This window comes from Paralteromonas sediminis (assembly GCF_003820355.1).
Classification (GTDB): domain Bacteria; phylum Pseudomonadota; class Gammaproteobacteria; order Enterobacterales; family Alteromonadaceae; genus Alteromonas_F; species Alteromonas_F sediminis.
The window spans coordinates 354,614-368,575 of record NZ_RPOK01000001.1; the positions used below are offsets into that span (position 1 = coordinate 354,614).

The 13,962-nt window shown below is 46.9% G+C and carries 11 protein-coding genes; 5 read left to right on the forward strand and 6 right to left on the reverse strand.

What is annotated here, in order from left to right:
• The first annotated feature begins 5 nt into the window (after positions 1-5).
• From pstB to DRW07_RS01635, 4 genes are all read left to right on the forward strand, one after another.
• Positions 6-812: a phosphate ABC transporter ATP-binding protein PstB gene (pstB, locus tag DRW07_RS01620; protein WP_124026138.1), complete on the forward strand. Its 807-nt coding sequence runs from the start codon at positions 6-8 to the stop codon at positions 810-812.
• A gap of 29 nt (positions 813-841) precedes the next feature.
• The gene (gene phoU, locus DRW07_RS01625) at positions 842-1,558 is read left to right on the forward strand and encodes a phosphate signaling complex protein PhoU (protein WP_124026139.1); all 717 of its coding nucleotides are present in this window, start codon (positions 842-844) and stop codon (positions 1,556-1,558) included.
• 110 nt (positions 1,559-1,668) lie between these two features.
• Positions 1,669-2,937 (forward strand): inorganic phosphate transporter, encoded by a 1,269-nt coding sequence (locus DRW07_RS01630; RefSeq protein ID WP_124026140.1) that lies wholly within the window; start codon positions 1,669-1,671, stop codon positions 2,935-2,937.
• Between the two features lie 5 nt (positions 2,938-2,942).
• Positions 2,943-3,851, forward strand: coding sequence for a hydrogen peroxide-inducible genes activator (locus tag DRW07_RS01635; RefSeq protein WP_124026141.1), 909 nt, complete (start codon positions 2,943-2,945; stop codon positions 3,849-3,851).
• Here DRW07_RS01635 and DRW07_RS01640 read toward each other — a convergent pair.
• Positions 3,832-4,755 carry a universal stress protein gene (locus DRW07_RS01640; protein WP_124026142.1) on the reverse strand — a complete coding sequence of 308 codons (924 nt, stop codon included), beginning with the start codon at positions 4,753-4,755 and terminating at the stop codon, positions 3,832-3,834. The two genes, DRW07_RS01635 and DRW07_RS01640, sit on opposite strands and share 20 nt — an antisense overlap.
• 217 nt (positions 4,756-4,972) lie before the next feature.
• Complete coding sequence (locus tag DRW07_RS01645; protein WP_165870360.1) at positions 4,973-5,989, reverse strand: metal-dependent hydrolase; 1,017 nt, start codon at positions 5,987-5,989, stop codon at positions 4,973-4,975.
• 132 nt (positions 5,990-6,121) lie between these two features.
• On the opposite strand from DRW07_RS01645, the gene DRW07_RS01650 reads away from it, so the two are divergent.
• Entirely contained in the window at positions 6,122-6,901 is a 780-nt protein-coding gene (locus DRW07_RS01650) for a HesA/MoeB/ThiF family protein (RefSeq protein WP_124026144.1), read from the forward strand.
• 52 nt (positions 6,902-6,953) lie between these two features.
• On the opposite strand, the gene DRW07_RS01655 is transcribed toward DRW07_RS01650, so the two are convergent.
• From DRW07_RS01655 to pdsO, 4 genes are all read right to left on the reverse strand, one after another.
• Positions 6,954-10,217: a S41 family peptidase gene (locus DRW07_RS01655; RefSeq protein ID WP_124026145.1), complete on the reverse strand. Its 3,264-nt coding sequence runs from the start codon at positions 10,215-10,217 to the stop codon at positions 6,954-6,956.
• A 146-nt stretch (positions 10,218-10,363) separates the two neighbouring features.
• A complete protein-coding gene (locus tag DRW07_RS01660; protein WP_240630476.1) occupies positions 10,364-10,969 on the reverse strand; it encodes a class GN sortase in 606 nt (201 codons plus the stop codon).
• Positions 10,939-13,017 (reverse strand): marine proteobacterial sortase target protein, encoded by a 2,079-nt coding sequence (locus DRW07_RS01665; RefSeq protein WP_124026146.1) that lies wholly within the window; start codon positions 13,015-13,017, stop codon positions 10,939-10,941. The genes DRW07_RS01660 and DRW07_RS01665 overlap by 31 nt, the downstream gene beginning before the upstream one ends.
• 11 nt (positions 13,018-13,028) lie before the next feature.
• Positions 13,029-13,772, reverse strand: coding sequence for a sortase-associated OmpA-like protein PdsO (gene pdsO / locus DRW07_RS01670; RefSeq protein WP_124026147.1), 744 nt, complete (start codon positions 13,770-13,772; stop codon positions 13,029-13,031).
• Positions 13,773-13,962: the final 190 nt, after the last annotated feature.

The following is a 13,962-nucleotide window of genomic DNA, read 5'->3' on the forward strand; positions in this document are numbered from 1 at the left end:
ACGTTATGCTAAAACTTTTTGACTACGAAAAAACAGATGTCAGTCAGCTTACCGATGAGCAAACTGCTATCAAGGTATCGGGACTAAATTTAAAATTTGGTAAAAAACAGGTGCTGCACAATATCAATCTTCGCATACCAAAAAATCAGATCACGGCGTTCATTGGCCAAAGTGGGTGTGGTAAGTCTACGCTGCTAAGTTGTTTTAATCGCATGAATGATTTGGCCGGTGATTGCAAAGTCAGTGGCAAAATTTTGGTACATGGACGCAATGTCTACAGCAAGCGAGAAAATGTCTCTAAATTGCGAGCCAGTGTAGGCATGGTATTTCAAAAGCCCAACCCCTTTCCCATGAATATTTACGACAATGTTTCCTACGGACTAAAGTTACAAGGGAGAGTGGTAAGGCGTGAAATGGACGATGCCGTAGAGCAGGCACTCAAAGATGCTGCATTGTGGGATGAAGTTAAAGAACGTTTGTTTGAACCTGCGTCTATTTTGTCCGGCGGACAGCAACAACGTCTTGTCATAGCCAGGGCGTTGGCATTGAAGCCCAGCATATTACTGCTGGATGAGCCGACATCTGCACTTGACCCGTTAACCACGTTGATTATTGAAGAGTTAATGGGTGCGCTAAAAAAACGCTGTACTATCGTGATAGTCACCCACAATATGCAACAGGCGGCTCGCGTTTCAGACTATACTGCGTTTCTACATCAAGGAGAGGTCGTCGAATACAGTGACAGTGATTCACTGTTTACGCTACCTCAGAAAAAGCAAACCGAAGACTACATTACCGGTCGCTACGGTTAAGAAAACCCTATCAGATAGCAGGCATGACTATGCAAAATGTGTCGTTCAATACCCACATCTCCGCCAAGTTCAATACTGAACTGGAGAATTTGCGAAATTCTGTTTTAACCATGGGGGGGGAGGTGGAAAAGCAAATGGTCGATACCCTGCAGGCCATCCGCTTAAACCATCCTGGCCTTGCAGAACAAGTTATTCTCAACGACATCAAGATTAACTCAATGGAAGTGCAGATTGACGAAGAATGCATGCGGATTATTGCTACGAGGCACCCCACGGCTACAGACCTAAGGCTTGTGATGACAGTGGCAAAAGCTACTACCGATATTGAACGCATGGGCGATGAAATAGAGCGGATTGCCAAGTTGGTCACCAAAGATAAGTTACCGGCATCAGAAACCATTATCAGTAGCATGATGCTTATTGGTGATCGCGTCGTCGATATGATGAGAGGGACATTTGACGCATTTGCTCGGCAAGATGACTACGCCGCACTTGAGGTCTATGAAAGAGACAATCGAATCGACAGTGAATACAAGCGTTTGTTAAGTCACATTGCTGATGAAATGCAGCGAAATTCTGAAAATATGCAGGACTGGCTGGAGCTGTTGTGGGCAATGCGCTCGCTGGAACGTATTGGCGATCGCTGCAAAAATGTGTGTGAATACGTCGTTTACCTAGCACGAGGGAAAGACGTGCGGCATTCACCGCTGGAAACAATCCATCAAAAACTTGAGGATTTGCGCTGATTGGAAGCGACAAAGTTTCTTGTTTGGATCCGTTTGGTTATGCGCTATCATCGGCAAATTATGTCCATTAAGTCAGGTTTTAACTGACAGATAAGTAGGAACACATCATCATGGAATTGCTTGAAACCTACGGCATGCTGCTCATCATTATGGCCGCTGTCGTGGGCTTTTTTATGGCCTGGGGTATAGGTGCAAATGACGTTGCCAACGCCATGGGAACCTCTGTCGGTTCCAAAGCACTTACAATTAAACAAGCGATAATAATCGCAATGGTCTTTGAATTTGCCGGTGCCTATCTAGCCGGCGGGGAAGTGACGAAAACCATTCGCAAAGGCATCATAGACGCAGAATTTTTTGTTCCTGTACCCGAGTTACTGGTATTGGGCATGATTTCGGCGCTCTTTGCGGCGGGAACGTGGTTAGCGATTGCGTCTTACAAAGGCTGGCCAGTGTCTACCACGCATTCCATTATTGGTGCGATTATCGGCTTTACTGCAGTGGGCATAAGTGTTGATGCTGTCGCCTGGGTCAAAGTGGGTGGAATCGTCGGAAGCTGGGTTGTAACACCGGCAATATCCGGGCTCATTGCTTATATTATTTTTATGTCTGCCCACAAGCTTATCTTTACCACGGAAAATCCCTTTGAAAAAGCGCGTCGGTACGTACCCATATACATGGCCTTGGCTGGCTTTGTTATGTCTTTGGTGACGATTAAAAAAGGCTTAAAACATGTAGGGCTTGAGTTATCAACGAGCACAGGCTACGCGGTGGCAGTGGGTATTGGCATCGCGGTTGCTCTGGTGGGTAAATACTTTATCGACAGACAGCATTTTTCCTCAGAACATGATGCGGAAGAACAAACCAAAAATGTTGAAAAGGTGTTTGCTGTACTCATGGTTGTGACGGCCTGTTGTATGGCCTTTGCACATGGTTCAAACGATGTGGCTAATGCCATTGGTCCATTGGCTGCGGTAGTGAATGTTGTACAGGCAGGCGGTCAGATCAATGCCAGTGCACCGTTAGCTCCTTGGGTTCTCCCTTTAGGCGGTTTTGGTATAGTGGCTGGATTGGCTCTGTTTGGACACAGGGTAATTAAGACTATAGGTCAAGGCATTACTCACCTCACACCTAGCCGGGGCTTTGCCGCAGAATTGGCGGCAGCCACAACCGTTGTACTTGCGTCTGGTACTGGGTTACCCATTTCAACTACGCAGACGCTCGTTGGCGCTGTACTTGGTGTAGGCTTGGCAAGAGGTATAGCTGCACTGAACTTCTCAATCGTTAAAAAGATTATTGTGTCTTGGGTGATCACGCTTCCCGCTGGTGCAGTACTGTCTTTAATTATATTTTATATACTCAGATTGGCGTTTGGTGTCTGAATACAATGAAGTGGCCTAACTTAAAGCATTTGCACTATTTGGTGACGCTGCATCAGGAGCAGCATTTTCATCGAGCAGCACAGCGTTGTAACATCAGTCAGTCTACGTTGAGCACAGCCATTCAAAACCTTGAAGAGCACTTCGGTTCACAATTATTAGAGCGTGAACACAAAACGTTTGTATTCACGTCACTTGGCTTAGATGTGGTGGCCAGAAGTAAAGTGCTCTTGCAAAATGCAGGTGAACTGGTTGAGTTTGCCCAAAATGCCGGCAGTTGGGACAAAGGTCAGCTGAAGTTAGGTACTATTCCTACCATTGCGCCGTTTTTGTTTCAGCAAATGATTGGCGCGTTTGCCAGTTTCCTGCCCGGCATAACCCTTGAACTTCAAGAAGACACCACCGCTAATTTGCTCGAACAAATGGCTGACGGTAAATTGGATCTATTGGTATTAGCCTTACCTATGGCTACGCCTGGTTGCAAGCAAATGGTGATTGGGCACGATCCGTTTCACTTGGTGGCTCATGAAAAACTCAGCAACAGCATTGCTACGCCGGTAGATCTTAAATCTCTGCCTAAACACAGTATTTTTTTGCTGCAACAAGAACACTGTATGACCGAACATGCTGTTAGTGCCTGTAATTTACAGCACACTGATTTAGTGAGTTCTCTGACCGCCAGTTCACTATATACACTGGTCCAGCTGGCCGACAGTAAGTTGGGTTACACATTCGTGCCTGAGCTCGCCATAAACCAAGGTATTCTCAAACAAACGCAGTTAAATGCCTTTCCTGCTGAGGCGAGAGGGTTCCGTGAAATTGGCATTGTGTGGCGCAGTGGCACCACCCGAATGCAATTATTTAGACGCGTTGCTGAAATTCTCTCCCCGTTAATGCCTATCCCAACTCTGTCTTGAATGTCAGTACCGCACAGTTGAGCTGCGAAATAATTGCATCGGCGGTATTGCCAATGAGCAAGCCAGATATCCCCGTCCTAGCCACGGTGCCCATGACTACTAAATCGGCATTAACGTTATTGGCCAACGCGGCCAGTTCACTGCGTGGATTTCCCTGCACAACATGCACCTTTGGGGTAAGAGTGGGCGCGTAGTTTGCGACCAATTCATCCAGTATTTCTCTTTGCTCCGCGGCTATTACTTGCGCTTCATCTTCAAGGGCGTCTTGGGGGATAACGATAAAACCGTCTCCAAGCAGAGCAGGTGGGTAAACGTCAAACACGCTGACAATATGGCACTGTGCATTTTCTCGTTGCGCTATTTGCAGCCCATGAGCAACTAATTGATGGTTAATCCGTTTTCTGGACTCGGCTTCCTCGGGAGGGTAGTGGTAATTGGCATCTACCGCGACCAAGATGTGTTTGTACTGGTGTGGAAGCTTGTGATGGGTGAGTAAAACAGGACTGGCGCAGGTTTGCACAAGGTGCATATCGTCCGTGCCAAATAGACGATCAAGCAGGTCGTCTGACGCTTGTTTTATCACCAAATCAACGCCACCTTGGGTGGCTTCTTCGATATGAGCTAGTGGGTTGCCAATAGTCACTTGCCCATCGATTGGATAACGTTCATTCCACTCGGCCACTTTTGCATTTAGCCAGGTTCTTGCTTGCTCCTCGATGGATATCTTTGAATCAACATAGTTTGCCGACTCCATAATCATATTGGCATTCGGCGGCAGTGAATCCAGCGCCAGTAAAACATTAAGTTTAGCCTGATAGCGTTCAGCCAGATGTACCGCATGGGAAAGCACATCATCACACCTGTGGGTAGCGGTTAATACGCAAAGTAGATTTTTAAACTCCATCTTTTACCTTTCCGGAACATAGCTTGTGATCTAGGTGTAGCATGACTGAGAAAAAGAATCATCTATTCTGACTGGTTTTGCACTTCATTGTTGATTTAAAACAGGAAAACTTGTTGCTGCATTAATGCGCGCTGTGGTTCTTAATAAAAGGGCACCATGCATTCCCCCTTGCTCTAGGTTGGTGGTGTGAGGGCAATTCGGAAGCAAAGCACGACAGCTACGCAGCTGGTGATATCACAACATCGTCTGACCAAATTCTTTCCCACACTTTGGTTAGCACATTTAAATCCCGTTCTGGCTGCATTTGCATTGCATCAATCGCCATCACCTGATTAGCGTTCTGTTTTGCCACAGCAAATTGAAAGACATACGCCGGTTCAAGCCCCATTCTAAGATCGCTGATGATTATCTTGTTATCTTTTAATTTGACGCCATAAAAGCCCTTAGTAAACCACTGTAAACGCTGCACTGACCACTGTGAACGTAGGGACGTAAGTAAGTTATTCTGGCTGGGATAATAGGGGTTCGTTGAAGGTGGCGCATCATCAAACACGGAATAGTATACCTCGTGATAGCCATCCTCTGTCATGGCTACGCCCCGCCATAATAGTGTGTTAAACGGCGCTGGTGTAGTGAACAGTCGTTGATATTCCACTCCCTGCGCAAGCAATCCTTGCTGTATCTTGTGATCAACATGAATTTTTACGCCGATTGACCACATCAAATAAATACTGCTAAGTACTAGCCCTGCTAGATTCCATCGATGCGAGCGGCGCTTGTTTCTTTTCATGGCCAGTACCCCTATTAATCCAACCAACAGGGGAACCGTGTAAAACGGGTCAATGATAAAGAGCGTTGACCATGTCATTGGCGTTGTCACAAACGGCCAAAATATTTGGGTACCGTAGGCTGTAAAGCTATCGAGCAAAACATGCGTTGCAAAAACAAGGTAAATCATTAGCCACCAGCGCTGTCGCATTTTCTGAGGCTGTTGGTGGATTTTCATCGCCAGCCAGGCAACGAGGGGAGTGAGCAATAACAATACAAACAAAGAATGACTGAACGAGCGGTGATAGGTGAAGTCGGCTACTGCATTGCCCATGGGGATAAAAACATCCAGATCAGGAATGGTGCCACATAGCCCTCCCCACAACATGGCTTTGTGGCCAATCTTCTTACCCAACACGGCTTCGCCAACGGCAGCACCGAGCGCAAATTGGGTTACACTATCCACTTTTATTACGGCCTATTTTCTCTGTTTACTTGTGGGCTTATATACCCCAATTAGCACATTTGAGATCGTTTACGGGTTAAGGCTTGTTAACGGTTAACAGGTTGTCATACCATCTGCAGGCAACCTGCTCCTATGACAGTTAAAGGTAAACCGCCAATGGATGATAAGAGTTTTGTTCGTTACTACCGCCACATATTGATGCCACAAGTCGGTGAGGCGGGACAGCTTGCCATCACACAGGCAAAACTAATGGTGGTAGGCGTAGGAGGGTTAGGCTGCCCCGTAAGTCAGTATCTGGTGGCCTCAGGAGTGGGGAGCTTGATCCTCATTGACCACGATAAAATAGAGCTAAGTAATTTGCAGCGCCAATTTCTATTCAATGAGTCAGACATTGGCAAATACAAGGTGGATGTGGCGGCAGAGCGCCTTAGACAGCAAAACCCTAATGTTCATCTAGATACGCGTGTGGCAGACGTATTGAACGTCGATATTGCGTCCCTAGTTAATCAAGTCGATATTGTGCTTGATTGCACGGATAACATACAAACGCGTTACTTCATCAACCAAGTCTGCGTGCAACAACAAAAAGTGCTGATTTCTGCTTCTGCAGCAGGTATGCACGGACAGCTTGTGAGCTTCAATTTTGCCGATCCCACTTCCCCTTGCTATCGATGCCTGTTCTCTGATAAACCAGAATCTGCTGGGAGTTGTGAAAGCCATGGTGTGCTGAGTCCTGTGCTGGGTATTATGGGGAGCTTACAGGCGACGATGGCATTGCAGATCATTTTGGGGCATACCGCCGTTTTCAATACTTTGCTTATGTATGACGGGCTTTCATTTCAACAGCAGCGGCTGGCAGTGACCAAAAATGAGCATTGTCTCATTTGTAACGGTAAACGTTATTTGAGGTAAAAAAATACCCGCAGCCCAAAGGGCTGCGGGTACATATCTTGCGGTGGTTAAATTATAGGTCTTTCAATAATTCTTTTACCGCTCTCTCTAATTGAGGGTCAACGCCATTTGCGCGATAGGCGGGTGGATTGAATACCTCGATGTCAGGCATCGCTGGCACGCGTTCCATGTTATCGCCAGAGCCTTTAACCCACCAACCACGGAACGGCATGCGTACAAAGGAGCCATCCACCAGACGGTAGCCGCCGGTACTGATAACTGCGCCAAAGGTAGGACGCCCTACCAGCTTGCCCAAGCCAAGGGTTTTGTAGGCGTGAGAGAATATTTCAGCATTCGAATAACTGTTTTCATTACTCATTGCGATTGACGGCTTAGTCCATGAAGACAGCGGCAAACGCTCAGAGAACGGATAGTGGTTTTCGAATTTACTGTGGTCGCCGTTAATGTCGTCGATTGCACCACGCGGGATAGTGTATGCGTGCTGTTTAACATTGAGTACCGCCATCAAATAGTCGGTAGTCCAACCACCACCATTATATCTGACGTCAATCACAATACCGTCTTTACCATAGCCTGCGGCCATTAATTCACGTTCAAAGCGCTCGAAGCTGCTCCAGTTCATACCCCGAATGTGAAGATAACCTAAGCGACCTTTTGAATATTGCTCGGTCAGTCTTCTGCGCTCATCGACCCAGGCATCGTAGAGTTCGTTGCGCAGTGATGTGACTGGCCAGATAACCATTTCCTGGCTTTCGCCGCCACGTTCTATACCGAGTAATACAGGCGTTTTCGCTGTACCAGTAAGGGTTTCATAGAAGTTGATATCGGCAACACCCTGTTGGTTTACCGACGTGATGACATCGCCCACCATGAGTTTGCTATCGACTCTGTCAGCAGGACTTCCTGGTAGTATAGACACTACCTCAAAGCCATTGGCGACAGACTTGCCTTCAATACCCAACAAACCCGTGGTTTGTTTTTGTGTCTGCTTTTGGTTTTCTACACCACGCATGCCCATATGACTGGCATTAATCTGCCCTAGCATATTATTGAAAACGCGTTGGAAGTCTTCATTAGTGGATGCTTTTAGTGCCAGAGGCTTGTATTTGTCACGTAGGGCAGTCCAATCTTGGCCGTGGAAGTTAGGGTCGTAAAAACCCGCATTAATCGCACGCCATGCATCGTCAAATATCTGCTCTAGCTCCTCGGTGTAGTTGATTTTAACTTTTGAGGTCACAGACAGCGCGGTGCTTTTGTCATTTTTGGTAGAAATCTGGTTTAGTTTCCCACCACGACTCAGGACATACACGTGCTTGCCGGATTTTTCCAGACTCAAACCGTATACATTGGCGTCTTTGCCCATTACGGTCTTTTTGTCCTCACCATCCCATTTAATTTTGTAAAGGTTTTGATCAGCGTCGAAGTTTTGTCTGCCAGCGCCTCCTACAACATAGTAAATGTGCTCGCCGTCCTGACTAAACACCATCTGTGTTTCATTAGTAGCAAAGCGGGTAACTTGGGTCAGACGCTCATGAATACCGTCGAAGTCAATGGTGATTGCCATCTCTTCTTCTTTGGCTTCAGTGTCGCCTTCAGCCTGATCTTCTGCTTCGTTTGATTCAGCGTCAGCGTCGTCTTTGTCCTTTTTCTTGTCTTTCTTTTTGTCTTTTTTCTTGTCGTCTTTGCCCAATAGCTCGTCACGGCGCCACTCTTCCTGAGAGCGCTGCCAGTCTTCTTCCGTTAGCCAAACGAACCAGATGTCGGCATCACTGTTGTTGCGTGCTGAACTGAATCCAAGCTTGCTACCGTCTGGGCTCCAGACCGGGTTGTAATCGCCTTTTGGATGCATACTCACATTCACTGGGGCAGAAGAGTTATCTGCAGCGTGAATGAATACCTCATCATTAAAGTCTAAATCAGACAGTGAGTAAGCAAGCCATTTGCTATCGGGTGACCATGATACAGACCCTGGCGTGTCCCATCCGTCCAGCAAAGTGACCTGATCAGACAATACCCCTTCGCCGTCAATGCTGGCCGTCAGTAGTTTGCCTCTGCCTTGTAGATACGCGATTTTTTCACCGTCAGGTGACACAACAGGATTGCGCTCTTCTTCGGCGGAATCTGTAAGGCGGGTAACCGTGTGCTTCATGGATGTGAATAGGTTAGCGTCGTTTTCGTCAGCCGATTTCACCATGAAAAGGTCGTTTTGAGCATGGCGATCAGAAACAAATAACAGGGTATCGTCATTTAACCAAACGACGTCTCTGTCTCTTGCTGCACCTTGTGTTAAGCGCACACTGCGCTTGTCTTCTTTATCATTTCGCGTCACGTAAATATCGCCGCGATGTGCATAAGCGGTGAGTTTACCGTCAGGGGAAACCGCGTACTCTTCAAGCTTGTTTGTAACGGTTTTGGTCACTTCTGGGTCAAATCTGAAGTCAGCTTTGATGTCGATATTGATTGCCTGCTTTTGCTGACCTTCTGACGTGAGCTGATATACTTTATCTGCCGCCTGATAGACAAGTATCCCTTCTCTGGATACGCTGAAGTGGTCTACGCCAAATGCTTTTTCATCGGTTATTTGCGAGAATTTTGCCTTGAGGCGGCGGTTCAATGATGCCTTGTGCACATTGTACTTGCCAGAGCGAGATGACAAGAAATAGAGGGTGTCGTTGTCTACCCATTTAGGCAGGAAGTCGTTACCTTCAAAGTCGGTAATCTGTGTGTATTTGCCACTTTCTTTGTCAAAAATCCAAATGTCGCGATTAGCCGGGCCACGGTAAGCTTCGCGAGCAATACGGTTTGTACCCCGTACAAATGCCACTTTTTTTCCATCCGGAGAGACGACAGCATCAAAACCTAGCGCATCCATAAAACGGGTTTCTGTTTGCTTGCCCGCAGTATTAACGGCATAAATCTCACTTTCTCTTTCAACCTGAGCGTAGGTGCGTCGGCTGTTAAACAATACATCACCACTAGCAGTAATGCTGGTTACAGCGTCAAACGACGAATGAAAAGTAAGGCGTTCTGGCCGTCCACCGTCTTTGGGGATAAGGAACACATCAGCATTACCAAACCGGTCACTGCTGAACGCGATCTGTGATCCATCCTGAGTCCAGGCTGGGCGATAGTCATACCCTTCGTGGATAGTCAGCCTGTTAGGCTTACCGCCTTTGGCATCAACGGTCCAGATATCACCTTGATAATTGAACGCGATAGTGTCGCCGTTTGGACTGATCTCCGGGTGAAAGACAAGAGGCTGTGCGGCAGCGCCAGCCGAGAATAGGGCAAAAAGCAAACTTGATATTGGCTTCATGGACATCCTTTTAGTTAGATTTTATTGTTTTGTTATTCTGCTCGTGCAAGCAAAAAGATCTAATCAGAATATCGCCAAACAAGAATTTCTGAAGTAAATAGAGGTTACTTGCCCAACTAATGAGACGACTGACCAAATTATATGGTTTAGGGCATACGCTTGGCGCTGACAACCCACCTGAGATGAGTATTAGGCATAAGACCGTTAAAGGGATAGCAGGTGATCAGCGTCAATGTGCCCTGCGATGTATTCTGAATGACAGAAACGTTGCTTTCATCGACGATGCGGGTAGACACAACATTATAATAAGACACACCCTCTGTGGTCTGCGCGGCGATGACATCATTGACCTGTACGCTGGCCAATACAGAGAAATGTGTGTCTCTGTGCCCGGTGATCACACTATTGCCTTGTTCCCCCGGAAGAGGGGTGCTTTGCAGGTGGCCTGGTGCAAACGCCAGAGTTCTGCCTGTTGCACCTGAAAGCACGTACAGGCGCTCTCCGTTGATGTCCAGTGTTGCAACAGGAAACGTGTCAGCCCATGCCCATGGTGGTGTCTGTTGACCATTTTGCAGCGTGTGTTGCCAAGCGTCTTTTATCAGGTATTGTGCCAGCACGGCTTTGGCGTGTATGTAGCCACTTGAGCCAAAAAAGTACAGGCTCATGGCCAAACAACACACGATGATTTTATGGCCCCATAACATATCACTCAGACGTATTATCAGGGGTTTTTGATAGCGAAAAGTCGACATAACGCCAATCCCATTAAACTGATTGCGATGAGTAGATGCAGCAACGCAGGTGTAGCCGTTTGTGGTAAATGTCCTAGTAGCTGCCCTTTGGGTGTAAGGTTGTGAATGCGCCTGTCTGTGCTTGTGCCGAGAGCCGATGGCGTCACATCAACAGCGACTAAGCTTGTCATAGAACTCACCAGATGATGTGCCATGGCAACCTCAAGGATTTGCTGGTCAATTTCTGACGCCTCCATCCCTTTGTATTTATTGCGTGACAATTGCGCGATTTTTCGCCTAGCCCACAGTGTGTCCAGGCCTGATTGCATCGCCCCTTTTTGCAAGGGCAGACTTTGCTGCCACATGTCTTCAGCTAAATAACCTGTTGCATTGAGAGACGTGACTGGCTCTGATGTTTTGTAGCTAATCATTAATGGCTGACCTTTATATAGGTCGGGCAGGTTCTTGGGATAACTTTCAACGGGGTCAGAAAACGCAACATTAATATCACGCAGGATGGGATACGCCAGATTCTCGAACAGTGCTTGCATGGAATTTGCCACGTCTAACTGGGTATTTATAAAGGTGTAGGTACCTTTTCCCATATTGGCGGCTTCTGTCATAAAATAGCTATTTGGCGCTGATCCAATGCCCACGGTAAACAGGCGAGTTTGCTTGATGTTGTTATGAATGTAGTTAAAAAGCTCAGCTTCATTGCCTATTGCACCATCAGTGATAAAAATGACTTGCCGCAACCTTTCACTATTTTCATGTTGTCGGCCTAAGGCCAATTCGAGGGCCGAGCGTATTTCTGAGCCTCCGTCTGCGGTAAGAGATGCAATAAATGTGTTAGCTTCCCGTCTGTTTGCCGCAGAATTTTGCTGGGATTCTGACCACAATGCGCGTGCGTGTGCATTAAATTGAATAATGTTAAAGGTGTCATTGCTGGAGAGCTTGTTAACGGCAAAAGTTAGGGCTTGTTTTGCCTGCAGTATTGACTCACCGTGCATCGAACCCGATGTGTCTACTACAAAGATCATCTCTTTTGCGATAGCAGATACCCTATTTTCAGCAGTGGGGGGCATAAGCATTATCATGCCGTATTGACCTTGTTCAGTCTTTTGCACAAAATGCGCAGCTATGGGGTGTTGATTGTCTTGGGGCTGCCAGGAAAGCGTAAAGTCAGCGTTGGCCATCATCGCCTGTTCAAGCCCTATTTGATATTGGTTAGGTCTGACTTCTGTCTGTGTTATAGGGTGATGGCGACTGGTAATGCTTGCCACAGGAAATCCTGGATTAAGGGCAACATTAATGGCAACTTTGTTGTTAGTAGGCGTAGGTTGGGTATAGATAGGCTGCGGGATAGCCCAGCCATGTTCATTGACTTCAACCTGTTGTTCCGTGTTGTGCTGTGAAGGCAGATATCGCGTGGTAATTGTGGTCGGAAAGGTCAGGCTGAATGTATTGTCTTCGAAGTGTACTGCTTGTTGATATTCAATCACGACTTTAACCGACTCGCCAGGGCCAATGTTCGCGACAGTGTTAGTAAAAAGGTTAGGCCGAGATTGTGAAACCAGACTGGCTTTTTTACCTGAGAGTCTAGCCTCTTCGTAGAGGGATTTCGCTGTTTCTTTCGGTTTTATTATCCCTTCTATTACCCGTTCACCGATAACCATTTTCATGTGATCGACGGCCGCATTCTCCGGCAAGGGAAACACGTAAACACCGTTTACCCACTCACTACTGGGATTAGTAAACTCTTGTGAAACCACTGCGCGAGAAATCAAGCCTGTGACAGTAAAATCTACCTGAGTGTGCAGCAGCGGTGACAAGAGATAACCACTGTCACCGGCCTCTTTAACAAAAAAGCTGCCTTGCTCAACATCATGGTAATGACTGACACGTTTTGGGGGTGGGGCATGCGTGGAGGCCTCATATGACAGGTCGATTTTAAGATGTGAGTGAGATGCCTGAGCGTCGCTGCTTAGCAGTAAAGGCGAACCGAAACGGAACGCCCCTGCCAATGCTAATAGCGACAACACGACAATAACACGTGTGCGCTTGGTCATGCCTTCAATCCTCAGTGATTTGATGCAGTCATGGCTTTCTGACCTTGCGCTACATGCACCAGTACCCTGCGGTCAAAAAAGTGATCTTCATGATTCTGTTGCGCTGAAACTGGATCGGATTCGCCGAAAGAAGTGGTGATAACTTGTTTCGGGTCAACGCCCTGAGAGAGAAGGTATTGTTTAACACTCAAGGCGCGTTGTTCAGAAAGTCCCTGATTGTAGGAATCATCACCCCGGCTATCAGCGTAGCCAGACAATGTGACCACCAGTTCCGGGTTGGTTTTCAGTCCATTCGCTACCAAGCTGAGTTGTGGTTTAAAGTGAGACTCTATGGTTGAAGAAGCCGTGCGAAAAAGCACATGCGAGGCGATCTCTTGCATGACTTTTTCTACTTGCTGGTCAAGGCTTACCCGCTGTATCGCGTTATCCGCTAGCGCTTTCTCATAACGCGATTGCAATGAAGCCAGTTCCTGATGCTGCTGCGCCATTGCGTCCTTTTGCTGGGCCAATGCATTCTGACTGTTTTTTAATGCCTTGGTATCATTTACATCATCGGCGATCAATAAGCCAAAAATACCGCCCACCATGGCGCCAACTGGTCCGCCTACTGCGGCACCCACAGTGGCGCCAGAGCCAAAACCAATGAGTTCATTGGTTTTAGCATCACTCACGTCTTTTTCAGTGGGCTTGGCTAGGGCGTTAGTCGACAGAGAGAGTGCCAATGCGGAAAGTGAAAATATAAGTTGTTTTTTCATGGTAGTTCTCCAATACGAGTTTAGGTTTGCTTGACACGTATTAAAGCGCTGGTTTGTGGCTGTTTTTGCAGCAAAAAATGGCAATCTGGCGAGCAAATGTGGCGAAAAAATGGAAATTGACACTTTTGCGTTAAAAGCACTATGGGGTTAACTTTTTTGCGATATAGTGACGGCAAGTAAGTTTTTTAAC

Excerpts from the sequence above, each read along its gene's own strand:
- pstB (WP_124026138.1), top strand. The coding sequence starts at position 6 with ATGCTAAAACTTTTTGACTACGAAAAAACAGATGTCAGTCAGCTTACC.
- phoU (WP_124026139.1), top strand. The coding sequence starts at position 842 with ATGCAAAATGTGTCGTTCAATACCCACATCTCCGCCAAGTTCAATACT.
- DRW07_RS01630 (WP_124026140.1), top strand. The coding sequence starts at position 1,669 with ATGGAATTGCTTGAAACCTACGGCATGCTGCTCATCATTATGGCCGCT.
- DRW07_RS01635 (WP_124026141.1), top strand. The coding sequence starts at position 2,943 with ATGAAGTGGCCTAACTTAAAGCATTTGCACTATTTGGTGACGCTGCAT.
- DRW07_RS01640 (WP_124026142.1), bottom strand. The coding sequence starts at position 4,755 with ATGGAGTTTAAAAATCTACTTTGCGTATTAACCGCTACCCACAGGTGT.
- DRW07_RS01650 (WP_124026144.1), top strand. The coding sequence starts at position 6,122 with ATGACAGTTAAAGGTAAACCGCCAATGGATGATAAGAGTTTTGTTCGT.
- DRW07_RS01655 (WP_124026145.1), bottom strand. The coding sequence starts at position 10,217 with ATGAAGCCAATATCAAGTTTGCTTTTTGCCCTATTCTCGGCTGGCGCT.
- DRW07_RS01660 (WP_240630476.1), bottom strand. The coding sequence starts at position 10,969 with ATGTCGACTTTTCGCTATCAAAAACCCCTGATAATACGTCTGAGTGAT.
- DRW07_RS01665 (WP_124026146.1), bottom strand. The coding sequence starts at position 13,017 with ATGACCAAGCGCACACGTGTTATTGTCGTGTTGTCGCTATTAGCATTG.
- pdsO (WP_124026147.1), bottom strand. The coding sequence starts at position 13,772 with ATGAAAAAACAACTTATATTTTCACTTTCCGCATTGGCACTCTCTCTG.